A 26,395-nucleotide genomic window follows, 5' to 3' on the forward strand; every position below is an offset into this window, starting at 1 on the left:
AGATGCAATGAATGACATGCGCGATCCTGATCCCCCTTGTGCACCCGAAGCCGGGCCTGCCGATGCGCAACGTCTGCTCGGCCTCGTACGCGCCCTGGCGGCTGAGCTGCGGCCCGGTGCGCAGGAAGTCAGCACTTTGGGGATTGATCATTCTCTCGAGCGCGATTTCGGCCTGGACAGCCTGGCGCGCGCGGAGCTGCTGACGCGTATCGAGCACGAATTTGGCGCCAAGTTAAATGAAGAAGCGCTTATGGCCGCCGAAACGCCTCGTGACCTGCTCCGCCTGACAGCGCACGGAGCCGCCGCCATTCCCGCTGCGATGCTCGCGGTTCCCGTCGTGCCTGGTGCGGCCAGGACGGCAGCGGCCAACCGGCCGCCAGATAGTGCCGCCACGCTCATGGAGCTGATTGACTGGCACGCCGCGTCCCATGGCGACGAGGTATACGCGATCTTCCAGGGGGGCGAAAACCTCAGCTATGCGTCAATGCGGGCGGGCGCGCTTGCCGTAGCCAGCGGCCTGGCGCGGCAGGGCTTGGCCCCAGGTGACCGGGTGGCCCTGATGCTGCCGACCGGACGCGATTTCTTCGACGTCTTTTTCGGCGCACTATATGCGGGGTGTATCCCCGTGCCGCTTTATCCGCCCGCACGCCTCTCCCAGATCGAGGACCACATGCGGCGCAGCGCCGGAATCCTTGCCAATGCCGAGGCTGCGATCCTGGTGACCGTGCCACCGGCCAAGCCCCTGCTACGCCTGCTGCGTGCGCAGTGCGCGGCCCTGCGCCAGATCCTGGCGCCCGCCGATCTCGGCGCCGCTGGTGATGCCCCGAGCGGCGCAGGGCGCGGGCGCGCGGATGATATTGCCTTTTTGCAATATACCTCTGGCAGCACGGGCAACCCAAAAGGAGTCGTGCTGACGCATGCCAATCTGCTCGCCAATTTACGAGCGATGGAGCGTGCCGCGCATGTTAGCGCGGCCGATGTCTTTGTGTCGTGGCTGCCGCTGTACCACGACATGGGCCTGATCGGCGCCTGCATGGGCAGCCTGCAGGTTGGATTCCGCCTGGTGCTGCTGTCGCCCACTGATTTCCTGACGCGCCCTGCCTCCTGGCTGCGGGCCATTCATCAGCATCGCGGCACGGTGTCCGCGGCGCCGAATTTCGCCTATGAGCTCTGCGCGAGCAAAATTGAGGAAAAGGACCTCGCCGGTCTGGACCTGAGTTCATGGCGCCTGGCATACAACGGTGCTGAGCCGGTCAGCCCGGAAACCATTGACAACTTTACTGCCCGCTTTGCCAGGTATGGCTTCGATCGTACTGCGGTGGCCCCTGTATACGGCCTTGCCGAATGCTCGGTCGGACTCGCGTTCCCGCCAGCGGGGCGGGGCCCGTGCATCGACGAGATCGATCGGGATGTGCTCGCGCGCCAGGGTATCGCCCGTGCGCCGGACCGGTCGGGGCGCAAGGCGCTCAGGCTGGTCTCCAGCGGCCTGCCGTTGCCGGGACATCAGATCCGCATTGCCGATCCAGCCGGACACGAGTTGCCTGAACGTGCGCTGGGGCATGTCCAGTTCCGGGGCCCAAGCGCGACCACGGGTTACTTCCGCAACCCCGACGCCACGGCTGGCCTGTTCGATGGTCCATGGCTGAAGACTGGCGACATGGGCTATATCGCAGCCGGCGAGCTCTATTTAACCGGACGCCTCAAGGACATCATCATTCGCGCCGGCCAGCACTTGTTCCCGCAGGAACTCGAGGAAGCGATCAGCCGGGTGGCCGGCGTGCGCCAGGGCGGTGTCGCAGTGTTTCCCGCCACCGATGCGCGATCCGGTACCGAGCGCCTGGTCGTTCTGGCCGAGACGCGTGAAGAGGACGACGAGGCGCGCAGCCGGCTACGCGCCGAAATCGGCCATCTGGCAGTCGACCTGATGGGCATGCCTGTCGACGAAGTGGTGCTGGTGCCGCCGCGCACGGTACTTAAGACGTCCAGCGGAAAGCTGCGCCGCGCGGCTTGCCGGGAATTGTACGAACGGGGCGAGATCCATAGCGCGCCGCGCGCGCCCTGGCGTCAATTGCTTCGAATTGCCATCTCTGGCGCAAGCGTCCAGTTTGCACGCTACCTGCATCAGGCCTCCGCGTGGATCTGGGGGGCCTGGGTATGGATCGTCTGCCTCCTGTTTGCCTTACCGGCATGTCTGCTGGTGGCGCTCTTGCCAGGGCGCGCACTGCGTCGGCGGCTTGCACGGGCCAGCGCCCGGGTCGGGCTCGCGCTGACCGGGCTGTTTCCGAAGATCGACGGCCTGCCCGATCTCAGCGGGTCGGCACCGGTGGTTATCGTGGCCAACCATGCCAGCTACACGGATGTGATTCTGCTCACGGCAGTGCTGCCTCCCCACTTTACCTTCGTGGCAAAGCAGGAGCTGCTAAGGAGCCCGCCGCTGGCCATGCTCCTTCACAGGCTTGGCTGCGCCTTCGTTGAGCGCTTCGACCCCGCGCGTGGGATCGAAGATACCAGTGCACTGGAGCAGCGGATCCTGGGGGGCGAATCCCTCGTTTTCTTCCCCGAGGGGACCTTCCGGCGAGAGCCGGGATTGATGCCCTTCCGGCTGGGCGCGTTCCGGTGCGCAGCCCGCGCACAGGCCCCGGTTGTTCCCATTGCCCTGATCGGCACCCGCTCATTGCTGCGGGACGGGCGTTGGTGGCCGAGTCATGCTCCGTTGGCACTCGTTGCCGGCGAAGCGACATACGCATCAGGTGATGACTGGCCGGCACTATTGCGACTGCGCGACGCGGCGCGCGAAGAAATCCGCTCACGACTGCTCGAGCCAGACGCGGCAGTTTGATCCCCGCCCGGGGAAGTTACCGCGCCAGCCCCAGGTATTGGGCCCTGCACTCCAGCTCACGCCCTCTCACGACCCTCCTGCCGATCAGTGAACCACGCGTCTCTGTAACGACGGTTCGCCGGCCCTCTTGATGATCCGCGTCGTAGAAGTAGATGACCACCCAGTCTGCGGTACGCCTGAGTTCATGGGCGCGCGGGGTATTAGAAAACAACGCCGTAAAGTGCCACTGATCCCTGCTCACATGAAGAACCGGCAGCCACGCTTTGCCCTCTGGGTTCATTCGCTTCGGGGCAATGGTCGGCAGAGCACCGGCGGCCACCTTCTCGCGATAGAGGCGATCTATCTCCAGCAACGTAGACACGGACGGCTCCACCGCCGGTGCCTTGCGTTGATGCAGGTCTCGCCACTGACGCTGCCGGCTCAGGATGTCATCCAGCGAAGCGCGGATGCCTGCCAGGCGGCGCGGGCCAATGCCTTCGACTCGGCCGAGACGGCCGTCTCGCACTGCGAGTTCCAGCGCTTCAAGGGTATCGATATGCAAAGTGTCATGGATGCGGGTGGCGAGTTCGGGGCCGATCCCCGGCACTGCCTGGAATAGACCTGCATCGTCCTCGCCAGTCCGAAGTCGCTCCAGTTGGCGCCAGCGGCCGGTGATGAGTATTTCCGCGATCGCCTTCGAGATCCCCTTGCCAATGCGAGGCAGCGCATCGAGCGCGTCAATTCCTCCCTTGTCAAAGAGCGCCCGGATATCGGCATCAAGCCGGGAGACGGTGTCCGCGGCGGCCAAGTATGCGCCGACCCGGAAAGGGTTCGCGCCCTGCTCTTCAAGGAGCTGCGCAGCTTCCTGCAGGTAATGGGCAACCTGCTGATTTTCCGGGGAATTGCTGGGAGTTGTCATCTTGCTTTGTCATTCCGGAGAGCTCGCGCCAGCGGCGGCCAACAACAAGGTGTGGACCGTGCAGTCGGATAGTGTCGGCACCCGCTCAGTGCAGCACCACCTCGGCGGGCACATGGACGTAGCCATGAGCGCTTGCGACGGCTGGATAGGTCACACTCCCGCGACAGACATTGAGCCCCGCCCGCAGGCAGGGATCGTCTGCGAGCGCGCGAGACCATCCCTTGTCGGCAAGCACCATCGCATATCCGATCGTGGCGTTGTTCAGGGCGAAGGTGGAGGTCCGGGCCACGGCAGCCGGCATGTTAGTCACGCAGTAGTGCAGCACGCCGTCCACTACGTAGGTCGGATCCGTATGGCTGGTGGGACGCGATGTCTCTGCGCAGCCACCCTGGTCTATCGCCACATCTACCAGCACCGAACCTGGTTTCATGTGCGCCACCATCGCGCGCGTGATCAGCTTGGGCGCCTCGGCGCCCGGCACCAGCACCGCGCCGATAACCGCATCAGCCGAAAGCAATGCGCGCTCGACGCTGTCAGCGCTGGAGTAGATCGTTACGACCTCATTGCCATGCATAGCGTCGAGTTGGCGTAGGCGATCGATATTCTTGTCCAATACCGTCACGCGCGCGCCCATGCCAACGGCGATCCGGACCGCATTGATGCCCACCACACCGGCCCCAATCACCACGACATGTGCCGGCGCGACGCCCGGGACGCCGCCGAACAGTAGCCCCATGCCACCGTGTGGCTTCTCGAGGCAGGCGGCCGCCACCTGGACTGACATGCGGCCGGCCACCTCGCTCATCGGGGCCAGCAACGGCAGACCACCGTCATGCCCCGTCACGGTCTCATAGGCAATACAGACCGCACCGGATTTGACCAGCGCGGCAGTCAGCTCACGGTCCGCGGCCAGATGCAAGTACGCATAGAGAATCTGCCCAGGCTTGAGCAGCGCCAGTTCACCTGGCTGCGGCTCCTTGACCTTGACAATCATCTGGGCCAGGTCGTACACGGCTTTCGCATCGGCAGCCAGCGTTGCGCCGGCCGCAACGTACTGCGCGTCGGAGAGGCCAAGTGCGGCCCCGGCGCCCGCCTCGACCATGACCTGGTGACCGCGGCTGACAAGTTCGCGCACGCAGGCAGGCGTCAAGCCTACCCGGTACTCGTTGTCCTTGATCTCTTTCGGCACGCCGATCCGCATGGCCGTTCTCACACGGCTGGTAATTCTGGAAGATTCCGCACCAGGTGCTTGAATCGTCCCCAGTCCACGGCTGGACGCACCGAGGCCTCTCCGTGACCATACGCCCGCACCAGGACCGACACCTGCATGGCAGTCTCGATGTCGTTGGCCTCGAAGATATCCAGATAGTCATAGGGCCCGAGGGTTGCATAGCTGCCCAGCCATTTCACATCCGGACAGGCTTTTTCCAGATAGCCGGCAACGCCGCGTTCCAGTGCCTCAAACGACCGCGGCTGCCGCAGGGACTCCACGGAGACACGCGTTTCCATGATAAATATGGCCATGTTCGACTCCTCAAGGTGCCGACCCCTCGCCGGCCGCATAGCTCGAGCCTAGCTGCTGCCTGGCCGCAGCCTTTGTCCCAGCGCAACGTCCTGCACGGGACCCGCGGCCATCCGGCTCGATTGCGCGCAAGTTTCCCGCGACACGACCGTCATTAGCCGTTGAGTCCTCCGCAATGCCGCACGACAAATTCTCACCATCACCGCTTGCCGGCGGCACCGCCACCGCCAAAGCCGCCGCCACCGCCGCCGAATCCGGCAGGGCCCGAGCGGCCCCCATTTCTGAGCGACCGCCAATAGTTAGCCACGAATCCGACTCTGGCCAGCCGGAAGGTGGCCAGTACTCCGATGTTTGTCCCCAGTCCGGTCTGGTATTTGTAGAAGTCGGAGATCCGCTGGATAAACTCATCTCGGGTCAGCGCCCGGTAGCCGATGCGGCTTACGGTACGCTGGATACGCGCCGTATCCGCCGGCGACTTGGGTTCCACCAGGATGTAGGAAATGGTGTACCGGGCCGTCGGCAGGTACTGGATCGCGCGCTGGTATGTCCTATACAGCGTCGGCACCCCAAACAGCCCGCTGGTCGCAACCTCGGCGATGCCGACGATCACGCCGCGGTGGTCGTTGATCTCGAAGACCGTGCCGACATCCGGGTTCTCAAGCTTGCGAAACTCCGCATCCTTGACGACCAGCGCCGCGGCTTCGGCCATGGTCCTGTCCAACGTAGGGGACGACAGAGCATGCATTGTTGATGCCTGTCAACGAAAGTACATGCCGCTGGGGGCTGGCCGATAGACGTGCCCCTGACCTGCATCAACCGGCCTACCCTTCCCGGTCCTAAGCTGGAAGCACTGTCTATGTCCCCGCATACGTGGATCGCCTCACTCCGCGGGCGCTCACAAGGAGGCAACGCCATGTACCAGACAATCCTCGTCGCCATCGACGGCAGCGACTGCGGCGATCGTGCCTTGGCCGAGGCGATCCAGCTCGCGGCTATGCTTAAGGCCCGCCTGGAGATCGTCCACGTGGTCGACAACAGTTATCTCAAGTACGACATGGGCTACGGCAACCTGGCCGACCTGCGCCCCGACCTGGTCGAGGGCGGACGCTGCCTGCTCGCTGAGGCCGCGGCCAAAGCCCACGCGGGCAAGGTCGAATGCCACACGCAACTGGTTGATGAAATCCTTGCCATTGGCGACATTGCCACGGCGATCGACGCGGCTGCACAGCGAGTCCACGCCGACCTTGTCGTGGTAGGCACCCACGGCCGGCGCGGGGTGCGGCGCCTGGTGATGGGCAGCGTGGCCGAGGGCCTGGTGCAAGAGTCGAAGGTGCCAGTGCTGCTGGTGCGCGCGCCACGGGCCCCGTAAGGCATGGCGAAGGATGCAGAGCCGCCCCTCCTTACGGTCGAGCGGCCTCCGGGTGTCGACCGCCGTGCCGCGTCAACCGCCGGCCGGCGGGTCTCTCCGCACGCCGCCGACGTGACGTCGCTGCCGGCCGAACTGGAATGGGCCGCCACTCATGATGCCAGCGAAGTTCTGGCCAGACTTGGCGCGACCGAGGCGGGCTTGACCGAACGCGAGGCAGCCTCGCGCCTGGGGACATGCGGCCCCAACACCATTGCCCCCAACCAAAGCCCACACTGGCTTGCCAGCCTGTCCAGGCGGCTGTTAAACCCCGTCAACGTGATGCTGATAGTGCTGTCGGCGGTATCAGTGCTTGTGCACGACAACAGCGCTGCTGCCTTGATCGGCGGAATGATCGTGCTGAGCGTCTCGCTTGCCACCTGGCAGGAAACCCGCAGCGACCGCGCCGTGGCGGCGCTGCGCACGATGGTCCACACCACCATCGCCGTGCAGCGCCGTACGGCCCCCGGCAGCGCGCCCGTCGTGCAGGAACGCCCGATCGCCGAGCTTGTTCCTGGCGAGATCGTCCATCTGGCTGCGGGTGACCTGATACCCGCCGATGTCCGGCTGCTCGCATCCAAAGACCTTTTCGTGAACCAGGCGGCATTGACCGGCGAGTCCATGCCGGTAGAAAAATTTCCCGCGCGCTGCACGGTCGCTGCCCTAGCCGGCGACTTCCCCAATATCGCTCTCATGGGGACGGCGGTATTCAGCGGGACAGCCACGGCGGTGGTCGTGCTGACCGGTGACCGCGCGATCTTCGGGCACATCGCGCAGTCGATCGCCGGGCAGGAGCCACCCACCGATTTCGAGGCTGGCCTGAACCGCATCGCCCGGTTGATGCTGGCGATCGTCGCCGTGATGTCGCCATTGGTGTTCTTGATCAACTGGCTGACCAAAGGCGACTGGTTTGCAGCGGTGCTGTTTGCCATGGCGGTTGGCGTTGGCCTCGCCCCCGAGATGCTGCCGATGCTGGTCACCGTCAACCTGGCAAAGGGCGCGATGGCAATGTCCCGGCGCAAGGTCATCACCAAGCGGCTGGCCGCAATCCAGAACCTTGGCGCCATGGACACGCTTTGCACGGACAAGACCGGGACTCTGACGCAGGACCTGGTCATCCTCAAGCAACATGTCGACCTGGCCGGGAACGACAGCGAGCGGGTGCTGGAGTTTGCGTATCTCAACAGCTATTTTCAGTCTGGCCTGCATAACTTGCTGGATGTGGCCGTGCTGCGGCATGAGGAGTTGAGCGAGCGCATGCGCATTGCACAGGCATACAGGCTGATCGACGAGATACCCTATGACTTTACCCGCCGACGCATGTCCGTGGTCGTGCAGGCACCTCACACCCGGATGCTCATCTGCAAAGGAGCGGTGGAGGAAGTGTTTTCTGTCTGCACCACGGCCGAACTGGAGGGGCAGCGCGTACCGCTGGATGCAACGCATTACCGCGACCTGATAGCCATCAGCGATCGCCTGAATGACGATGGCTTCCGCGTCATCGCGATCTCCTTTCGCGAACTGCCGCAGGCGCCGGAGACGCACGCATACTGCCTGGCCGACGAACAGGGACTGACCTTGCTGGGCTACATCGCGTTTCTCGATCCCCCCAAGGAAAGTGCAGCCCCCGCGCTGGCTGCTCTGGCCGACAGCGGTATCGACGTCAAGATCCTGACCGGGGACAGTCCACGCATCGCGAGCAAGATCTGCCAGATGGTCGGGCTTGCACGCAGCACGCCGGTGCTTGGTAGCGACCTGGATAAGCTGGATGCCGCGGGCGTGGCGGAAGCAGCAATGCGCAACCAGATCTTTGCCAAGCTCACACCCGCGCACAAGGAAGCCATCGTGCGCGCGCTGCGCGAACGTGGACGGGTCGTTGGCGTGCTGGGCGACGGGATCAATGACGGGCCGGCGCTGCGCGCCGCCGACATCGGTATTTCCGTGGACAGCGCGGCCGATATCGCCCGCGAGTCGGCCGACCTGATCCTGTTGGAGAAAAGCCTGTTGGTGCTGCATGACGGCGTCATGGAGGGGCGGCGGGTCTTTGCCAACCTGCTCAAGTACTTGCGCATGAGTGCCAGCTCCAACTTTGGCAATATCTTCAGCGTGCTCGGAGCAAGCGCCTGGCTGCCTTTCCTGCCAATGGCGCCGATCCAGCTCCTGACCAACAACCTGCTCTACGATTTCTCACAGACGGCGCTGCCCACCGACAATGTCGACGAGGAGTCCTTGCGCAGGCCGAGGCGCTGGGAGGTCGGCAAGATGGGAGAGTACATCCTTGGCATGGGCCCGGTCAGCTCAATCTTCGATTACCTGACTTTCGCCGCGCTGTTTTGGCTGTTGGGTGCCAATTCGCCCGCACAGGCCACGCTTTTCCAGACCGGCTGGTTCATCGAGTCCCTGTTCTCGCAGACACTCATTGTCCACATTATCCGAACCCGCAGGCTGCCCTTCATCGAGAGCCTTCCCAGCCATGCCCTGCTGGCCACCACGATTGGGCTGTGCCTCGTCGGCGCGTGGTTGCCCTACTCGCCGCTGGCCGCACCGCTGGGCATGCGGCCGCTGCCTGCCGCCTATTGGCCGATGCTCACGGCCATCCTGTTGGGCTACGCTGCCGCTGCGTTTGCTGCGCGCCGCCTGCTGGCCCGGTGGGTGCCGGTGGACTGAAGCGGACAAAGGCGAACGGGACGCCTGGGCTATTCGATGCGGAAGGGGTCATGCGCCCGGGCGTAGCTGTACGCATATTCCAGTTCGCCGGACGCCTGGGCATGCAGCGTACAGAGCGTCGCGCCGGCTACGACCTCGTCGCCGGTGCGGACATGCAGTTCCAGCCCGGCCACCTGTCGGCGCGGTGCCCCGGCCAACTTCGCCGCGCGCGCGACGTGCCGGTTGTCGATGGACGTCACGATGCCACTACGGGCCGCGAGTACGTCGCGCCGGAACACCGCTTGCCCCGGGGTGCGCAGTCCCCCTTGCGCTTCGCAGATCGCCTGGAACCGGGCCCAGGCGGCACCGCTGTCGAGCAGACTGCCGGCTTGCAACCGTCCCTGCCCGGCCGGCATCGCGCCGCAGAACTCAAGCAGCTCGCCCGCCAGCAGCAGCGAGCGTTCACGCAAGTCGGCGGGCGCCGTCGGCTGGCACTGCAGCACTGCCAGCACGTCGAGCGCCTCCAGCGCCGGCCCGACGCCCCGGCCCACCGGCTGCGAGCCGTCAGTGCGCAGAATCCGGATCTTCAACCCGAAAACGTCCGCGACCTTGGCCATGGCGATATGCAGGCGCTCCAGCTCGCTGTCTTCGCGGATCTTGGCGGTCGGCCCCACCGGCACGTCGATCAGCACATGAGTGGATCCGGCGGCAATCTTCTTCGACAGGATTGAGGCCACCAACTGCGCATCGCTGTCGATATCCAGGGCGCGCTCCACGCGGATCAGCACGTCGTCCGCGGGACTCAGGCTTAGCGCGCCGCCCCACACCAGTGCAGCCCCGACCTGTTCCACCACGCGCCGCAGTTCCGTCGCGTCCAGTGTCACGCGGGTCAGGGCTTCCATCGTATCGGCGGTGCCGGCGGGCGACGTGATCGCGCGTGAAGAGGTCTTGGGCAGCAGCAGCCCCGCGGCTGCCGCGATGGCCACCACGATCGGCGTGGTGCGGTTGCCCGGCAGCCCGCCGACACAATGCTTGTCGGCAACCACTTCCCTATCCCAGCTCAGGCGCTGGCCGGACCGGACCATGGCGCGGGTCAGATCGACGGTTTCGCGCAGGCTCATGCGACCATCCGCGCAGGCGGTGAGAAACGCGGCAATATGCACGTCAGCGTACCGCCCTGCACTGATGTCGCCAATAATGCCCTCCAGCTGGGCGCTGTCCAGGTGACAGCCATAGATCTTCGCACGCAGTGCCCGCACCGACTCTAGCGCGGGTGCATGGGTGACATGCACGACATCGCCGGCGCGTGCCGCCAGCGTTCGTGCCGCGCTCACCGACAGGCTCGCTTCGCCCATGTTCAATAGCGGCGCGCCCAGCAGTGTCAGCGTGGCGATCAATGACCGGTCGCCGATCTGCACGCGCACACGCGCCTGCGCGGAAAAGCCCTCGGCACGGCAGACGGGGCAATCCGGATGCATGTAGATGACATGCTCCTGCCACGTATCGATCTCGAGCGGCCGGAACACCAGCGCGCCGACTTCGCGGGACGCGGCGGCGGCCAAGACATCTCCGAGCCGGCCGGGAATGCCGGAATCAAGACCGGGATCGTTCACGCCATGCCTCACCGGGTATGACGCCGCTAGCGAGCATCCAGGGCGTCCAGGTTGATCAGCTCGATGGACTTGCCCTGCACCGTGAGCAGTCCTTCCTGCTGGAATTTAGACAATGTCCGGCTCACTGTTTCCAGCGTCACGCCGAGAAAGCTGCCGATGTCCTCGTGCGTCATCCGCAGTACAAAGGACGTGGCCGAATAGCCGCGCTCCCGGTAGCGTGCCGAGACGTTCAACAGGAATGCCGCCACACGCTGCTCGGCGGACATGTTGCAGAGGCTTGACTTCGCGACAAAGCGCCTCGAGCAGGTGGAACGGGATCACGCAGACCACGCTACCCTCCAGGGCAATCGCATCGCAGTTATGGGCTTCCTGGCAGACGCCGTCCATGCCGGTGGAGTCTCCGGCCATGTAGAAGCCCGAGATGGTCTCCTTGCTCCGTTCCGGAGACACCACGGTCTTGAACGAGCCGGCCGGTACAGCCGTTCGCCCTGCTTCACCGTCTTGCCCCAGGATTGACGGTCCTAACGGGACTTGCCAGCAGCCGGCGCCATCGCGCCATCGGCATATGGATCGAACTTGCCGGTCTTTGCGCCGTCTGTGTAAGGGTCGTTTCTGCCGGCCTTCGCCCCTTCGGAGTACGGATCGAAAGGCTTATTGGAAGCGTTCAGGTGGGATCCGGTCGACTGCTTCGCACCGTCGGTGTAGGAATCAAACTTGCTGGCCTTGGCTGCGTCGGCATCGGGGGACAGCTTCTTGGCGGCATGGCTTCCTCCGTACAGATCGGCCCCCTCCGTGTAGTTCTTCTGCGCATGGCTCAACTGTGTCATGCCGACTGCTGTCAACGCGGCAATGATCAGGGATGGAATGGACTTCTTGAGCATGATGAGTCTCACAAATTGAGGTCGCGCTGCGCCTGCGCACGCCCTGAGTCTGGCGGACCGACTACCCTTGGCTGATCTGCCGAGTTGGCGCTATCCAGTGATCTGAGATTGGATCTGCAATTCAAGTCACGAACTTCTCGCTTCTCATTCGCCGCCTCGCGCGCCGGCACAAGAGTCGGTGACCGACCAACGGCGGTTGCCAAAGCTTGGTGTCCACACGCCGGTTTAATTTGGTCTATCGGAGGCTTCCTCGACGTTCTCGCCTCGGGTCTGCGAAAACGAAGGCGCTTCCGATGTTCGTTCAATGAAGGAACGTCGCATCCGAATCCTGCCATCGAGTCCGTAGACGGCTAGTTCGGCCTTCTCCAGCTTTGCGATATCAATAGCTGTTTCTATGGCTTCATTGAGTGAACCCAAAAACCTGTACACATCTGCCCTGTCCTCAGCCCAGACAGTCCAGCCAAGGTGCGCTGGCATCACAAGAATATTCAGGGTTGATGACATGGTTACCCTCGCAAAGTGACGACCATAATTCGATCAAACTCGCGGCCTCAGATGTGGAAAGCAACTGCACACCGTGTTTCCACAATAGGAGTTGAATCGCTATGGCTATTTGCCGTGGATCAAGGGTCCGTACTGGGTACCTCCCCCGCTGCGTGGCATCAAGTACATGCGCAGTGCAAGTTCTATTTCGAGCGCAGCGAGGACCACTGTACGAGCGCAGACAGCGGTTTCAGAAACTTCCGCCGGGAAGACATACATGTGAAGCCCCCACTACTATAAGATCGCTTGCTGCCGCCCGGCTCCGCTAGCAGCGGTTGGCTCGTGATCCGTGGAAGCTCCCGCGCACACCGGCATACGCCTGCCAGGCAGGGAAATACGTTTACCCGCCAGTTCAAGGTAGATACGCGCGTAACTTGCAGCCGAACGCGTCCAGCCAAAGTCTCCCGACATGGCGTGCTTCCGGAGTTCTGACCAGCGCTTGGGCCGCCTCTCGTACAGCGAGAGGCAGCGAGTCAGCGCGGACTCCATGGCTTCGCCAGTGGCGTCGTCAAACACGAAGCCGGTCGCATCAGGAGCGCGCCGATCATGGATACCTGCATCGCGTACACTGTCCGCCAGTCCACCGACCCGCCGAACGACCGGAACCGTGCCATAACGCATGGCGTACATCTGAGTCAGGCCACATGGCTCGAAGCGAGACCCGTGCAGAAGAATGTCGCCGGCAGCATGGAGTCTATGCGCCCGTGCCTCCTCATAGCCAATCTGCACCGATGCACGCCCGGGAAAGCAGGCAGCCATGCGGGAAAAGCCGGCTTCCAGCTTACTTTCGCCGCGCCCGTGTAGCGCAAATTGCAGGCGCGGGTGGCGCGTCAACATGTCCGGCAACCGTTCAAGGAGTACGTCGGCCATCTTTTGCCAGGTCAAGCGGCTAATAAAGATCGCCAGCGGCGCGGAAGTGTCGACATTCAGGCTGAGGCGCCGTTGCTCATCCGCTTTGCATGACTCCTTGCCGCGCAAGTCATTGCACGAGTAATTACGCGACAGATGCGGATCGGTGCAGGGATCCCAGTGCTGCACATCGATACCATTGAGAATGCCGACGAGGTCAGCACTTCGGGCCCGGAACACCCCATCCATGCCAAAACCGAATTCGGGAGTGCAGATTTCTTTCGCGTATGTCGGACTAACGGTGGTCACCTTGTCCGCATAGCGCACACCGGCCTTTAGGAACGAGAGCTGGCCGTAGAATTCGATTCCATCAGGAGTCAATGTGTCTTGAGGCAAACCAAGCTGCTCGGCCAGACCGAGTGGGAAGTTGCCCTGGAACGCGGCGTTATGGATAGTGAATATCGTGCGCGGGCGCGGCTGGCCGCTCAGCGCCACCAGCAGTGGCACCAGCCCGGTATGCCAGTCATGCGCATGGACGACGTCTGCGCGCCATCCGGGCACGGCATGTCCTAGCGCCACCCGCGCGGCGGCATGACAGAGGACGCCAAAGCGCTGCGCATTGTCCTCCCATTCACAGCCGCTCGCGTCCTGATATGGCGTCCCAGGCCGGTCATATAGCGCCGGGCAGTCGACCAGCCATATCGGCAAGCGGGAATCCGGCATCGAACCTGCGATCAGGCGTACGAAAGCTCCCGGCAGCAATTCTCCAAGATCGGCAACCTGTCGCGGCGCAACAAGGCGCGCCAGGGCTTCAGGGTAGGCGGGCATCATCAGGCGCACATCGATCCCAAGCCGGGCAAGGGCCGTGGGAAGCGCCCCGCAGACGTCCGCCAGGCCGCCTGTCTTGGCCAGCGGAACGATCTCCGACGCCACCAATAACACCTGCAAGGTGTTTTCGTCACCAACGCATGGTGCGGATCCAAGCGCGGCATCGTCCATCCCGTTCATACTGGCTCCCCACATGGTCGGTTCTTTGCGCTGTGAGCGGCGAGGAATTGCTCGGCTGTCAAGCCCAACTGTAAGCGTGGTCTCCGGCCCGCAGGCTGCGCGAATCGAGCGCGTTAGACGCAAGCGTGGCGCACGCCCTCGGGCAGGCCACACCCGACTGTCTTGCAGAAATATAGTGGTTGGTTCTATGGGAGACTACCTTTGATTGGTCGCGCTTCCGCCTCCGTCATTCCCGCAGCAAGGTGGGTATCAACATATGATCAAAGCTCGGCCGCGCGCTCCGCTTCCGATCGCATCGTTTCGTCGCCGCCAAAGGTGTCGGAGGATCAGGCTCAGCTATATATTGTGCGGGACAACACGAACTGCCAGACGTTGGCATCTGATCGCACTTTGCGACCTCTTGGGGAAGATCGGAGGCCGTCAAGACGCTCGTCCTTTCAGTTAACGCCTTAGACATCGCTTTAAACGAATGAAGTAGCTGTGAACGCCGAAAAGGAACGAGGAATTTCTTAAAGGCTTCAGGGCGCTGAGGCTGCCTCCGGTCCCGGCTTCAAAAATGAAGCTCACTGGAAAACCGGAACTCGCTGGGCGCGGACGACCCCGCCCAATGCTGCCGTACGAGCATTGCCTACTGGCACGACGGCATCGATCTTCCCGCGGTGCTTCACTTTATTGCAAAGGCCTGCGAAAAGAGGCTCTCTCGACTCGTCACGGAACAGCTCGAAATATTATTTGATATGGAGCAAGAGAGTGAGATCCCTGCGCACTTCAATAGGTTCAAGCGCACCTGAAGACAGGCTCGAAAGGAGGCTTGCCATGCGGCAACCGAAGATTGTCATTGTCGGCGCAGGCCTTGTCGGCGGCTCCGCGGCCCTGTTTGCGGCCGTGACCATCCCAAGCGCAGAGATCTGGTACCTCCCTCGACACCGGGCGACTGCGGTCGCTTCTCTGCTCGCCTTCTTCATTTCCAGGGGTGTGATCAAGACCGGGAACCAGCTTAACCATATTCTGAAGAATGTCTCCTGTGTACCAGTAAGCATCTAGCAGATTTGGCGAAAGCTGACTGACGCTTGATTGGATTGCGCGTATATCGTGTTCACACTGGCCCCATTCCGGTCCAGTTTGCCCGGCCTCGCCGGCTAGAGAAGGATTGCGTCATGAGCAATGAAACAGAGAAACACCGGCTCGATGAAGCGCACGCGGGCCGCGCAGCATGGAAATTGTGGGGCCCCTACCTCAGCGAGAGGCAATGGGGGACGGTGCGCGAAGACTACAGTGACAACGGCGACGCCTGGAACTATTTCACCCATGACCAGGCCCGCTCACGCGCCTACCGGTGGGGTGAGGATGGCCTCGGCGGTATTAGCGACGATCATCAGGTATTGTGCTTCGCGCTAGCGCTATGGAATGGGTGCGATCCGATTCTCAAGGAGCGCGCCTTCGGACTGGGCAACAGCGAGGGCAATCATGGCGAGGACGTGAAGGAGTATTACTTTTATCTCGATTCCACGCCGACGCACTCGTACATGAAGTATTTGTACAAGTATCCACAGGCCGCCTATCCATACACGGATCTCGTCGAGACCAACCGCCGCCGCACCAAGCATGAAGCCGAGTACGAGTTACTGGACACCGGCGTGTTTGACGGCAACCGGTATTTTGACGTCTTTGTCGAGTACGCGAAGGGGACGCCTCAAGACGTGCTTGTCAGAATCAGCATCTTCAACCGCGGTCCAGATGCAGCGCCGCTTCACGTGTTGCCGACCCTGTGGTTCCGCAATACTTGGTCGCAGCCTCGAGGCGGTTCGAAGCCAATCGTCGAGCGCGTCGATTCCTCCGGGAAAGCGACGGTCCGCGCTCGTCACAGCGACCCTTTAATTCAGGAATCGCTGGGCGAGTATTACCTCTACTGCGACTCGGACGTGCCGCTGCTCTTCACCGAGAATGAGACTAACAACGCCCGGCTGTTCGGCACAAGCAACGCGTCGCCCTATGCTAAGGACGGTATCCACGACTTCATCGTGCACGGCGACGCCGCGGCGGTGAATCCGGCGCAGCAGGGAACCAAGGCGGCGTCCCACTATCACCTCAACATCGGCGGCGGTGAGTCACAAGTCGTGCGGTTGCGCTTGACGACCCGGGCACCGGGCTCGGCATTCGCACCCTTCAATGACTTCGATGCGGTATTTGCCACCCGGCTGGAGGAGGCCGATGCCTTTTACGCGTCGATCACACCTTCCGCCATTCGTGGCGACCCAGATCGAGCGAACGTCATGCGCCAGGCGCTGGCCGGCATGCTCTGGACTAAGCAGTACTTCTACTATGACCTCGGTATCTGGCTCGACGAGCACGGCGCGGGTGGCCGATTGCCGAAATTGGAGCGAAGGCGGGTACGCAACAGCGAATGGGCGCACATGTTCAACGATGACATCATCTCGATGCCGGACAAATGGGAGTATCCCTGGTACGCCGCATGGGACTTGGCGTTTCACATGATTCCACTAAGCATGGTCGATCCCGACTTCGCCAAGCAACAGCTCGACCTGATGCTTCGCAACGACTACCTGCATCCGAATGGCCAGCTTCCCGCTTACGAATGGAACTTCGGCGATGTCAATCCCCCCGTGCATGCCTGGGCTACGATGCAGCTCTACGTCCTTGACAAGGAGCGTCACGGTGGAAGAGGCGATGTCGAGTTCCTCAAGTACGCCTTCTCCAAGCTGCTCATCAACTTCACTTGGTGGGTCAACCGCAAGGACCGGACGGGGGCCAATGTCTTCGAGGGAGGCTTTCTCGGGCTCGACAATATTGGCGTGTTCGACCGCTCGTCGCCACTGCCAACGGGCGGTTACCTGGATCAGGCTGACGGTACTGCCTGGATGGTGTTCTTCAGCCAGCAGATGCTGCGTATCGCCGTCGAGCTTGCGCTGCAGGAGCCGCTCTACGAGGAGTTCGTAGAGAAATTCTTCCAGCACACCGTGTTCATTGCCGGCGCGCTGGACAGCGTCGGCGAGCGGAACGACGAAATGTGGGATGACGAGGATGGCTTTTTCTATGATGTGTTGCGTTTCCCTGACGGCAATGCCACGCGCCTCAAGGTGCGCTCCATCGTAGGGCTGCTGCCGCTAGCGGCGGTGGCCGTGTTCGAGGAAGACATCCTCGCCAGGCTACCGACGTTCCGGGAGCGTGCCAAGCTGTTCCTGGGGCGCCACCCGGAGCTCGCCGCCAGCATGCATCTGCCGCAACAGCCCGGGGTATCCAACCGTCGCATGCTGGCGATCGTTGACGAGCAGAAGCTGCGCCGGATTCTGACGCGCATGCTGGATGAAGACGAGTTCTTCGGCCCGCATGGCATTCGCGCGCTGTCGCGCTTTCACCTCGATCACCCTTACGTCTTCCGCCATGCAGGCCAAGAGTATCGTGTGGCCTACGTGCCCGGCGATTCCGACACCGGGATGTTCGGCGGCAATTCCAACTGGCGCGGGCCCGTGTGGATGCCCATCAACTACCTGATCTATACATCGCTGATACGCCTGTATGCCTACTTCGGCGAGAACTTTAAAGTTGAGTGCCCAACAGGGACCGGGCGGATGATGACATTGCTCGAAGTAGCGCATGAATTAGGCGAGCGCTTAAGTCGGATCTTCCTGCGCAACGAAGACGGCCGCAGGCCCGTATACGGCGCAGCAAACAAGTTCCGCGACGACCCCCACTGGCGCGATCTGCTGCTGTTCTACGAATATTTCCACGGGGACACCGGCGTGGGACTCGGCGCGAGCCACCAGACCGGCTGGACGGGCTGCGTCGCGCGCATCATCCAAGGGAATTCCATACTGTCGAAGGACATGTTGCTCACGCCGGGCGCGCAGGTCGCTGCCTTGCGCGCGCTTAGAGGCACACACGACGGCCCGGAGTCTGCGACTCCGGGCAACCCGGTCTCTCCCGAGAAGGCCACCTGGACTGGTTGACAGCTGTGCTGACACCTCGCTACCCGGCGTTATACCAGCTCAACACCCGAGTCCGTATGACCGAGCTGTCGCAATCGCTCGGCCATGCGGCCACGCTGGATGATATCCCCGACACCGAACTGGACCATCTGGCAGAGCTGGGTTTCGACTGGCTCTGGCTGCTAAGCGTTTGGCAGACGGGGCCTGCCGCGCAGCGCATCTCGCGCAGCAATGCGGCGTGGGGTCGGGAGTTCGAGCAAACGCTGCCCGATCTGCGCGAGGCAGATATCGCTGGTTCCGGCTTTGCGATCAAACGTTACACCGTGCACCGCGACCTCGGTGGCGACGAAGCGTTAGCGCGCCTGCGCGCACGCGCGAGAAAGCGCGGGCTGCGCCTGATGCTCGATTTTGTGCCGAACCACATGGCCCCGGATCACACATGGGTGGACGAGCACCCCGACTACTTCGTCCATTGCAGCGAGGAGGCTCTGGTGCGTTCGCCACGCAATTATTGCCGCGTGGAAACGAGGAGCGGACCGATGTTGCTCGCCTACGGCAGAGACCCATACTTCGACGGCTGGCCCGACACGCTGCAGCTCAACTACGGTAATCCGCAATTGCAGCAAGCGATGATTGGCGAACTGGAGCGCATTGCCGACCAGTGCGACGGTGTGCGCTGCGACATGGCCATGCTTATCTTGCCAGAGGTATTTGAGCGCACCTGGGGCATCCGGCCCGACCCGTTCTGGCCAAAGGCGACGGAGGCGGTGCGGCGCCAGCATCCCGGCTTCCTGTTCATGGCTGAAGTGTATTGGGATCTGGAATGGACGCTGCAGCAACAGGGCTTCGACTACACGTATGACAAGCGCTTGTACGACCGCTTGCACGAGCAGCACGCCCGCCCCGTGCGAGAGCACCTGCACGCTGAGCTCGCCTATCAGGACAAGTTGGTGCGCTTCCTGGAGAATCACGATGAACCGCGCGCGGCATCAACCTTTGCATCCGAAGTTCATGAAGCTGCCGCCGTGCTGACCTTCCTCACGCCGGGCTTGCGGTTTTTCCACCAAGGACAGTTCGAGGGCCGGCGAGCACGTATCTCGCCGCACCTGGTCCGCGCCCCGGATGAAGCGGTGGACGGAACGCTCGCGCAGTTCTATACCCGGCTGCTTGCTGTATTGCGCCAACCGCTCCTTCGCGACGGGAACTGGTCCTTGCTGGAATGCATTCCCGCCTGGGTCGACAACAAAACGTCCGACAACTTCATTGCGTTCGCCTGGGTACGTGCTTCTCATGAGTGGATCTTCGTGGCCGTAAACTACTCACCCCAGCAAAGCCAATGTTTCATGCGAATTCCCTTCACGGAATTGGCAGGGCGGACCATACGACTCCAGGACCGGCTCGGTCCTGCTGTCTACGACCGACCAGGCGATGACCTGCACGCCCGTGGTCTGTTCCTCGACATGCCCCCCTGGGGCTATCATGTTTTTGACGTTCAAGGGATGATTGACTAGGGACCGTTGGCCGCACGGGTCTCGATATATCGGCCGTCATAGCCACGAGCTCTGTAAATCCCCAAAGCTCCGTACGTTCAACTGTGCGATTTTTGAGTCCAGCAGCCGGATTGCCGGAAAGCAAGCCGCATTATTGCCTTATAGGGCCGTTGCCGGCTGCCAGCCGCTGCCCAGCGCCTTAAACGCGGCCACGGCGGCGCGGGCGGATTCCGTCTGGGCCTGCGCTCTGGCATCGGACGTGCGCAGCAGGCTCTCGTCGGCAAGCAGCACCTCGATCAGGCGGACCACACCTTTCTGGTAGGCCGCGAGCGAGGCGTTACGCGCCTGCGTCAGCGAGGCTTCACCCTGTGCCAGCGTACCGGCCTGCTCTTCACGCTTGATCAGCGCGGAAAAGGCATTTTCGACATCTTCGGTCGCGCGCAGCACGGCCTGCCGGTATGCCGCCAGGGCTTCCGCCTCCTGGCCGCGGGCCAGGTCGATCTGGGCATTGATGCGGCCGAAATCGAACAGGCGCCAGCGCAGGCCCAGCACGCCCGCCGCCTGGCTCGCCCCGGCGGAAAACAGGTTGCCGCCGGCCACGGTCGTGGCGCTGCCCAACAGGGCGCTGATCGAGAACTTGGGGTAGTACTCGGCAATGGCGACACCGATGCGTGCGTTGGCTGCCGCCAGCCGGCGCTCCGCGACGATGAGGTCCGGCCTGCGTCGCAGCAGGTCCGCCGGCGAACCCGTACCGGCCAGCTGCGGTGCCGCAGGTATCGTTCCTGGACCGCCCAGTTCGGCGCGATACGTGCCCGGCGGAACACCAAGCATCACGTCGAGCGCGTTCAACGCTGCATCGAGCCCTGTCTCCAGCACCGGGATGGTGGCGCTGACCTGGGCCAGCGCGCCCTCGGCCTGACGGACCTCCAGCTCGGCGGCAAGGCCCTTGCCGAACAGCAGGCCAACCGTGGAGAGCAATTTCTGCTGCGTCTCCATTTGCCGCCTGGCGATGCCCAGACGGGTCTGCAATCCACGCACGGTGATGTACAGGTCGGCCGTTTGCGCGGCCACGGCGAGACGCGTCGCGGCCGCGCCCGCTGCCGAGGCCTGGTATTCCGCCAGCGCGGCTTCCCGCCCGCGGCGCAGTCCGCCGAAGACGTCCAGCTCCCAGCCGGCGCCGAGGTTAGCCTCGTAGGTATTGCCATATCTGTCAAAGCCCGGCGTGGCATTCTGCAGCCTGCCAAGCGGCGTCTCGATCGACTGGTAGCTCCTGCCCGCCTGCGCGCTGGCGCTGCCCGAAGGCAGCAAGGCCGCGTTGGCCGCGCCAAGCCCCGCGCGTGCCTGGGTGACGCGCGCCGACGCCTGCGCCAGGTCCAGGTTCTGTTCCAGCGCCAGCGACACCAGGCGGGTCAGCATGGGATCGCCGAAACCTTCCCACCAGGTTGCCAACTCGGCCGGCGGCGGCGCGTACCGTTGTTCAATGCCGGACTGGCCCAGGTAGCGTTCCGAAACCGGAACGTCCGGTTTTCTGTAATCAGGGCCGACGGCGCAGCCCGCCATGGCGCAGGCACTCAGCAGCAGGGTCAGATAGCGAGGGAAAAGCATTGGAGTGTGCGGTGACTTAAGCGATCGGAGTAGTGACTATAGTATAAATTGGTCACTGGTTGTCAATGACCATCTACCACGGTAAGCTGGCCGAATGACCGAAACCACACCCTCTGCCCCGCCATCCCGGGGCCCCGCAGACCACAATGTCCGCTCCCAGATCGTCGAGGCGGCCACCGAGCACTTCAGCCTCTACGGCTACGAGAAGACCACGGTTTCCGACCTCGCCAAGGCGATCGGCTTCTCCAAGGCGTACATCTACAAGTTCTTCGATTCCAAGCAGGCGATCGGTGAAGTGATCTGCGCAAACTGCCTGGGCGCGATCACCAATGAGGTCGACGATGCCCTTGCCGTCGTCCCGACGGCTTCCGAACGCTTGCGGCGGCTGTTCAAGACGCTGGTCGACGCCGGCGTGCGCCTGTTTTTCCAGGACCGCAAGCTCTATGCGATTGCCGCGGCGGCCGCGCAGGAGCGGTGGCAGCCGGTTCTCGCCTATGAGGACCACATCCGGAATCTCGTGATGAGGACCATCCTGGAGGGCCGGAAATCGGGTGAATTCGAGCGCAAGACACCGCTGGACGAAACCGCCAACGGGATCTACCTCGTCATGCGTCCCTACATCGATCCATTGCTGCTGCAGCACAACCTCGACGTTGCCGCGGAGGCTCACGCGCAGCTTTCCAGCCTGATACTGCGCAGCCTGGCCCCGTAACAGGCACCTGCGCTTCGTTGCAGGCGGCGTATGCGCCGCCGCGCTGCTGCGCTCGCTTGTGACCATTGACTAAAATGGTCACACGACCAATAATTCAGGTTCAATCTCGCGTAGAGAGGACCTTATGCTTCAGCGCCGAATCGCTTTATCCGCCGCCGCGTGCGTGTTGCCACTTGCACTAGCCGCTTGCGGCGAGCCGCCGGCGGCCGATCCACGCATCCAGCCCCCGCTGGTCCGGGTCGGAATCGTCCAGGACCCGGCCGCCGCCACACGCTCTTTCACCGGAACCGTTGCCGCCCGGGTCCAGGGCGACCTGGGCTTTCGTGTCCCGGGCAAAGTCCTGGAGCGGCTTGTCGATACGGGCCAGGCGGTCAAGCGCGGCCAGCCGCTGATGCGTATCGACCCCAACGACCTGAAGCTGGCGGAGCACGCGCAGCAGGAGACGGTCGTTGCCGCGCGGGCCCGGGCCAGGCAAACGGCGGATGACGAAGCCCGCTATCGCGACCTGGTCGGGACCGGCGCGGTGTCGGCCTCGGCCTACGACCAGATCAGGGCCGCGGCGGAATCGGCCAGGGCACAGCTCAAGGCAGCGGAAGCCCAGGCGGACGTGGCAAGGAATGCCACCGGCTACGCAGTCCTGGTCGCTGACGCCGACGGCGTTGTCGTGGAAACGCTGGCCGATGCCGGGCAGGTCGTCAATGCCGGCCAGGTGGTGGTGCGCGTGGCGCATGCGGGGCGGCGCGAAGCCGTGGTCCACCTCCCTGAAACCCTTCTGCCGCCGGTGGGCTCGGTCGGCGAGGCGACCCTTTACGGCAACGACACGCTGACGGTATCGGCAAAACTCAGGCAGCTTTCCAACGCGGCGGACCGGCAGACCCGCACCTACGAAGCGAGGTACGTGCTCGAAGGCGCGCTGGCCGAGGCCCCGCTCGGCGCCACCGTTGTCCTCCGGATTCCGGAAGTCCGCCGCGCTTCGACGCAAGCCGACCTTCAGGTACCGATCGGCGCGCTCTTCGATCCGGGCAAAGGCCCGGGCGTATGGGTGCTCAACGGAAAGTCCAATCGCGTCAGCTGGCGCCCGGTCAAGGTGCGCAGCCTGGACGACGATGCCGCGCGTGTCGCCGGTGACCTCCGCGCCGGCGACCGGATCATCGCGCTGGGCGCCCACCTGCTGCGCGAGGGCGAGCAGGTGCGGATCGCGGCAATCGGGAGCGGAGCCGCGCAGGCTTCCGGCCAGGGAGCGCAGCAATGAGTGGTTTCAACCTTTCTGCGCTCGCGGTGCGCGAGCGATCCGTCACGCTGTTCCTGATCCTCCTGGTGTCGGTGGCAGGCGTCATCGCCTTCTTCCAGCTGGGTCGCGCGGAAGATCCCGCGTTCACGGTGAAGACCATGACCGTCATCACGGCCTGGCCGGGCGCGACGGCGCAGGAGATGCAGGACCAGGTGGCGGAACGGCTGGAAAAGCGCATGCAGGAACTGCGCTGGTACGACCGCACGGAGACCTACACCCGCCCCGGCCTGGCGTTCACCACCGTCACCCTGCTCGACAGCACCCCGCCAGCGGAGGTCCAGGAAGAGTTCTACCAGGCGCGCAAGAAGATCCGGGATGAGTCCGCGGCGCTGCCTGCCGGCGTGATCGGCCCGCTCGTCAACGACGAGTATTCGGACGTGACCTTCGCGCTGTTCGCATTGAAGGCGAAGGGCGAGCCGCAGCGGGCGCTGGTCCGCGACGCCGAAGGATTGCGCCAGCGCCTGCTGCACGTCGCGGGCGTGAAGAAGGTGAACATCATCGGGGAACAGTCCGAGCGCATCTTCGTCAGCTTTTCCCATGATCGCCTGGCCACGCTGGGCATCTCGCCGCAGGACATCTTCGCGGCCCTGAACAGCCAGAACGCCCTCACGCCCGCCGGGTCGATCGACACCGCGGGTCCGCAGGTCTTCATTCGCCTCGACGGCGCCTTCGACAAGCTGCAGAAGATCCGCGACACGCCGGTGGTGGCGCAGGGCCGCACCCTCAAGCTTTCGGATGTCGCCAAGGTGGAACGCGGCTACGAGGATCCGGCGACCTTCCTCGTCCGCAACAACGGCGAACCCGCGCTGCTGCTGGGCGTCGTGATGCGCGACGGCTGGAACGGCCTGGACCTCGGCAAGGCGCTGGATGCGGAAGTGTCGGCGATCAATGAAGCGTTGCCGCTGGGCATGAGCCTGGCCAAGGTGACCGACCAGTCCGTCAACATCAGCGCATCGGTCGACGAGTTCATGGTCAAGTTCTTCGTCGCCCTGATGGTGGTGCTGGCGGTGTGCTTCGTGAGCATGGGCTGGCGCGTCGGCATCGTCGTGGCGGCCGCCGTGCCGCTGACGCTGGCCGCGGTGTTCGTGGTCATGGCGGCGACAGGGAAGAATTTCGACCGCATTACCCTGGGCGCGCTGATCCTGGCGCTGGGCCTGCTGGTGGACGACGCCATCATCGCGATCGAGATGATGGTGGTGAAGATGGAGGAAGGCTACAGCCGCATCGCCGCCTCCGCCTATGCCTGGAGCCACACCGCCGCGCCGATGCTGTCCGGCACGCTGGTCACTGCGGTGGGGTTCATGCCCAACGGCTTTGCGCGCTCAACGGCCGGCGAATACACCAGCAACATGTTCTGGATCGTGGGCATTGCCCTGGTCGTGTCCTGGATCGTCGCCGTCGCCTTTACGCCCTACCTGGGCGTCAAGCTGCTGCCCGAGATCGGCAAGGCCGCAGGCGGCCACGATGCCATCTATGGCACGCCGAACTACAACCGCTTCCGTCGCCTGCTGGGGCGCGTCATCGGGCGCAAGTGGATCGTGGCCGCGGTCGTGGTGGGCAGCTTCGTGGTGTCGGTGCTGGGCATGGACATCGTGAAGAAACAGTTCTTCCCGACTTCCGATCGCCCCGAGGTGCTGGTCGAAGTCCAGATGCCCTATGGCACGGCGATTGGCCGGACCAGCGCGGCCACGGCCAAGGTCGAAGCCTGGCTCGCCCGCCAGCCGGAGGCGAAGATCGTGACGGCCTACATCGGCCAGGGCGCGCCCCGCTTCTATCTCGCCATGTCGCCGGAACTGCCGGATCCCTCCTTTGCGAAGCTCGTGGTGCGGACCGACAGCCAGGCCGAACGCGAAGCGCTGAAGGTCCGCCTGCGCCAGGCCATTGCCGATGGGCTGGCGCAGGAGGCCCGCGTGCGCGTCAGCCAGCTGGTATTCGGCCCTTACTCGCCCTTCCCGGTGGCATTCCGCGTCGCGGGGCCGGATCCGGACAAACTGCGCGCCATTGCGGCGGACGTTCGCCGCGTGATGGAGAGCAGCCCGCTGATGCGGACCGTCAATACCGACTGGGGATCGCGTGCGCCCGCCTTGCACTTCACACTGCAGCAGGATCGCCTGCAGGCCGTAGGGCTGACTTCCAGCGGCGTGGCGCAGCAACTGCAACTGCTGCTCAACGGCCTGCCGGTCACCGAAGTGCGCGAGGATATCCGCTCGGTACAGGTGCTGGCGCGCGCCGCGGGAGACATCCGCCTGGACCCGGCGAAGATCTCCGGCTTCACCTTGACCGGGGCGGCAGGACAGCGCATTCCGCTGTCCCAGGTAGGCACCGTCGATGTGCGCATGGAAGATCCGATCCTGCGCCGCCGCGACCGTACGCCGACGATCACGGTACGCGGCGATATCGCCGAGGGACTGCAGCCCCCCGATGTGTCCGCGGCGATCCAGCAGCAGCTGCAGCCGATCCTGGCCAGGCTGCCGGCGGGCTACCGGATCGAGCAGGCAGGCGCCATCGAGGAATCCGACAAGGCCACCAAGGCGTTGCTGCCGCTGTTCCCGATCATGCTGGCCCTGACCTTGCTGATCATCATCCTGCAGGTGCGTTCGATCTCGGCCATGGTCATGGTGCTTGCCACCAGCCCGCTGGGGCTGATCGGGGTGGTGCCGACCTTGCTGCTGTTCCGGCAGCCGTTCGGGATCAACGCCCTGGTCGGACTGATCGCGCTGTCCGGCATCCTGATGCGCAACACATTGATCCTGATCGGGCAGATCCATGAGAACAAGCGCGCGGGCATGGTACCGTTCGACGCGGTCGTCGAAGCGACGGTGCAACGTACCCGTCCGGTACTCCTGACCGCGCTGGCGGCAGTGCTGGCCTTCATTCCGCTGACGCAATCGGTGTTCTGGGGAACGCTGGCTTACACGCTGATCGGCGGCACCCTTGCCGGCACGGTGCTGACCCTGGTGTTCCTGCCAGCGATGTATGCCATCTGGTACCGGATCAGGGTGCCCGCCGATGCGAACGAGAGGGATCCGGGCAAGCCTGCAGTCACGCAGCATCGCGCGGATATGGACGACGGTGGCGCGGGCACTCCCGCAAGGACTACATGACGCGGGCGGCCGCGACCGCCATGGCGCGGCCGTGGCCTTCAC

17 protein-coding genes and 2 pseudogenes are annotated in these 26,395 nt (G+C 63.7%); 9 read left to right on the forward strand and 10 right to left on the reverse strand.

All coding sequences use genetic code 11. From position 1 onward, the window contains the following. Window positions 1–7: 7 nt before the first annotated feature. Entirely contained in the window at window positions 8–2,839 is a 2,832-nt protein-coding gene (locus tag J8I34_RS25790; RefSeq protein ID WP_245176133.1) for an AMP-binding protein, read from the forward strand. 16 nt (window positions 2,840–2,855) lie between these two features. Here J8I34_RS25790 and J8I34_RS25795 read toward each other — a convergent pair whose 3' ends face one another. The 4 genes and pseudogenes from J8I34_RS25795 to J8I34_RS25810 form a co-directional block, all read right to left on the reverse strand. Further along, complete coding sequence (locus J8I34_RS25795) at window positions 2,856–3,737, reverse strand: helix-hairpin-helix domain-containing protein (protein WP_209775105.1); 882 nt, start codon at window positions 3,735–3,737, stop codon at window positions 2,856–2,858. 85 nt (window positions 3,738–3,822) lie between these two features. After that, window positions 3,823–4,938, reverse strand: a complete 1,116-nt coding sequence (gene ald / locus J8I34_RS25800) for an alanine dehydrogenase (protein ID WP_209807301.1) — start codon at window positions 4,936–4,938, stop codon at window positions 3,823–3,825. Between the two features lie 8 nt (window positions 4,939–4,946). Then, window positions 4,947–5,261 (reverse strand): GYD domain-containing protein, encoded by a 315-nt coding sequence (locus J8I34_RS25805; RefSeq protein ID WP_029049164.1) that lies wholly within the window; start codon window positions 5,259–5,261, stop codon window positions 4,947–4,949. A gap of 344 nt (window positions 5,262–5,605) precedes the next feature. Then, window positions 5,606–5,941, reverse strand: a pseudogene (locus J8I34_RS25810) (ABC transporter permease); the annotation flags it as partial. Window positions 5,942–6,172: 231 nt separating this feature from the next. Between J8I34_RS25810 and J8I34_RS25815 the strand changes: the two are divergent. Together J8I34_RS25815 and mgtA are read left to right on the forward strand one after the other, a co-directional pair. After that, window positions 6,173–6,628 (forward strand): universal stress protein, encoded by a 456-nt coding sequence (locus J8I34_RS25815; RefSeq protein WP_209807302.1) that lies wholly within the window; start codon window positions 6,173–6,175, stop codon window positions 6,626–6,628. 3 nt (window positions 6,629–6,631) lie between these two features. Further along, window positions 6,632–9,331, forward strand: a complete 2,700-nt coding sequence (gene mgtA, locus J8I34_RS25820; RefSeq protein WP_209807303.1) for a magnesium-translocating P-type ATPase — start codon at window positions 6,632–6,634, stop codon at window positions 9,329–9,331. 29 nt (window positions 9,332–9,360) lie between these two features. Here mgtA and J8I34_RS25825 read toward each other — a convergent pair whose 3' ends face one another. The 5 genes and pseudogenes from J8I34_RS25825 to glgA all read right to left on the reverse strand — a co-directional run bounded on the left by J8I34_RS25825 (window position 9,361) and on the right by glgA (window position 14,204). Beyond that, the gene (locus tag J8I34_RS25825; protein WP_209775154.1) at window positions 9,361–10,872 is read right to left on the reverse strand and encodes a thymidine phosphorylase family protein; all 1,512 of its coding nucleotides are present in this window, start codon (window positions 10,870–10,872) and stop codon (window positions 9,361–9,363) included. Between the two features lie 77 nt (window positions 10,873–10,949). Further along, window positions 10,950–11,403: pseudogene (locus J8I34_RS25830) on the reverse strand (helix-turn-helix domain-containing protein); the annotation flags it as partial. A 41-nt stretch (window positions 11,404–11,444) separates the two neighbouring features. Continuing rightward, entirely contained in the window at window positions 11,445–11,804 is a 360-nt protein-coding gene (locus J8I34_RS25835) for a hypothetical protein (protein WP_209775110.1), read from the reverse strand. Window positions 11,805–12,029: 225 nt separating this feature from the next. Then, window positions 12,030–12,308 carry a DUF2188 domain-containing protein gene (locus J8I34_RS25840; protein WP_209775113.1) on the reverse strand — a complete coding sequence of 93 codons (279 nt, stop codon included), beginning with the start codon at window positions 12,306–12,308 and terminating at the stop codon, window positions 12,030–12,032. 273 nt (window positions 12,309–12,581) lie between these two features. Further along, on the reverse strand, window positions 12,582–14,204 hold the full coding sequence (glgA, locus tag J8I34_RS25845) for a glycogen synthase GlgA (protein WP_245176134.1): 1,623 nt from the start codon (window positions 14,202–14,204) through the stop codon (window positions 12,582–12,584). Window positions 14,205–15,020: 816 nt separating this feature from the next. Here glgA and J8I34_RS25850 point away from each other — a divergent pair. The 3 genes from J8I34_RS25850 to J8I34_RS25860 all read left to right on the forward strand — a co-directional run bounded on the left by J8I34_RS25850 (window position 15,021) and on the right by J8I34_RS25860 (window position 19,662). Then, window positions 15,021–15,248, forward strand: coding sequence for a hypothetical protein (locus tag J8I34_RS25850; protein ID WP_029049160.1), 228 nt, complete (start codon window positions 15,021–15,023; stop codon window positions 15,246–15,248). Window positions 15,249–15,361: 113 nt separating this feature from the next. Continuing rightward, window positions 15,362–18,172, forward strand: a complete 2,811-nt coding sequence (locus J8I34_RS25855; RefSeq protein WP_209775116.1) for an MGH1-like glycoside hydrolase domain-containing protein — start codon at window positions 15,362–15,364, stop codon at window positions 18,170–18,172. Between the two features lie 56 nt (window positions 18,173–18,228). Continuing rightward, on the forward strand, window positions 18,229–19,662 hold the full coding sequence (locus J8I34_RS25860; protein ID WP_209775119.1) for an alpha-amylase family glycosyl hydrolase: 1,434 nt from the start codon (window positions 18,229–18,231) through the stop codon (window positions 19,660–19,662). Window positions 19,663–19,800: 138 nt separating this feature from the next. On the opposite strand, the gene J8I34_RS25865 is transcribed toward J8I34_RS25860, so the two are convergent. Continuing rightward, window positions 19,801–21,246 carry an efflux transporter outer membrane subunit gene (locus J8I34_RS25865; RefSeq protein WP_209775121.1) on the reverse strand — a complete coding sequence of 482 codons (1,446 nt, stop codon included), beginning with the start codon at window positions 21,244–21,246 and terminating at the stop codon, window positions 19,801–19,803. A 94-nt stretch (window positions 21,247–21,340) separates the two neighbouring features. On the opposite strand from J8I34_RS25865, the gene J8I34_RS25870 reads away from it, so the two are divergent. From J8I34_RS25870 to J8I34_RS25880, 3 genes are all read left to right on the forward strand, one after another. Further along, on the forward strand, window positions 21,341–21,958 hold the full coding sequence (locus J8I34_RS25870) for a TetR/AcrR family transcriptional regulator (protein ID WP_209775124.1): 618 nt from the start codon (window positions 21,341–21,343) through the stop codon (window positions 21,956–21,958). A 124-nt stretch (window positions 21,959–22,082) separates the two neighbouring features. Continuing rightward, on the forward strand, window positions 22,083–23,210 hold the full coding sequence (locus tag J8I34_RS25875) for an efflux RND transporter periplasmic adaptor subunit (protein WP_209775126.1): 1,128 nt from the start codon (window positions 22,083–22,085) through the stop codon (window positions 23,208–23,210). Then, complete coding sequence (locus tag J8I34_RS25880) at window positions 23,207–26,353, forward strand: efflux RND transporter permease subunit (protein ID WP_245176135.1); 3,147 nt, start codon at window positions 23,207–23,209, stop codon at window positions 26,351–26,353. Before J8I34_RS25875 ends, J8I34_RS25880 begins: the two co-directional genes overlap by 4 nt. Window positions 26,354–26,395: the final 42 nt, after the last annotated feature.

This window comes from Cupriavidus phytohabitans (genome assembly GCF_017815025.1).
In the GTDB taxonomy this organism is placed as follows: domain Bacteria; phylum Pseudomonadota; class Gammaproteobacteria; order Burkholderiales; family Burkholderiaceae; genus Cupriavidus.

Coding starts and splice junctions, on each gene's coding strand:
- J8I34_RS25880 (WP_245176135.1), top strand. CDS start 23,207: ATGAGTGGTTTCAACCTTTCTGCGCTCGCGGTGCGCGAGCGATCCGTC.
- ald (WP_209807301.1), bottom strand. CDS start 4,938: ATGCGGATCGGCGTGCCGAAAGAGATCAAGGACAACGAGTACCGGGTA.
- J8I34_RS25795 (WP_209775105.1), bottom strand. CDS start 3,737: ATGACAACTCCCAGCAATTCCCCGGAAAATCAGCAGGTTGCCCATTAC.
- J8I34_RS25790 (WP_245176133.1), top strand. CDS start 8: ATGAATGACATGCGCGATCCTGATCCCCCTTGTGCACCCGAAGCCGGG.
- J8I34_RS25835 (WP_209775110.1), bottom strand. CDS start 11,804: ATGCTCAAGAAGTCCATTCCATCCCTGATCATTGCCGCGTTGACAGCA.
- J8I34_RS25860 (WP_209775119.1), top strand. CDS start 18,229: ATGACCGAGCTGTCGCAATCGCTCGGCCATGCGGCCACGCTGGATGAT.
- J8I34_RS25870 (WP_209775124.1), top strand. CDS start 21,341: ATGACCGAAACCACACCCTCTGCCCCGCCATCCCGGGGCCCCGCAGAC.
- J8I34_RS25855 (WP_209775116.1), top strand. CDS start 15,362: ATGAGCAATGAAACAGAGAAACACCGGCTCGATGAAGCGCACGCGGGC.
- mgtA (WP_209807303.1), top strand. CDS start 6,632: ATGGCGAAGGATGCAGAGCCGCCCCTCCTTACGGTCGAGCGGCCTCCG.
- J8I34_RS25875 (WP_209775126.1), top strand. CDS start 22,083: ATGCTTCAGCGCCGAATCGCTTTATCCGCCGCCGCGTGCGTGTTGCCA.
- J8I34_RS25840 (WP_209775113.1), bottom strand. CDS start 12,308: ATGTCATCAACCCTGAATATTCTTGTGATGCCAGCGCACCTTGGCTGG.
- J8I34_RS25850 (WP_029049160.1), top strand. CDS start 15,021: ATGCGGCAACCGAAGATTGTCATTGTCGGCGCAGGCCTTGTCGGCGGC.
- J8I34_RS25805 (WP_029049164.1), bottom strand. CDS start 5,261: ATGGCCATATTTATCATGGAAACGCGTGTCTCCGTGGAGTCCCTGCGG.
- J8I34_RS25865 (WP_209775121.1), bottom strand. CDS start 21,246: ATGCTTTTCCCTCGCTATCTGACCCTGCTGCTGAGTGCCTGCGCCATG.
- J8I34_RS25815 (WP_209807302.1), top strand. CDS start 6,173: ATGTACCAGACAATCCTCGTCGCCATCGACGGCAGCGACTGCGGCGAT.
- glgA (WP_245176134.1), bottom strand. CDS start 14,204: ATGAACGGGATGGACGATGCCGCGCTTGGATCCGCACCATGCGTTGGT.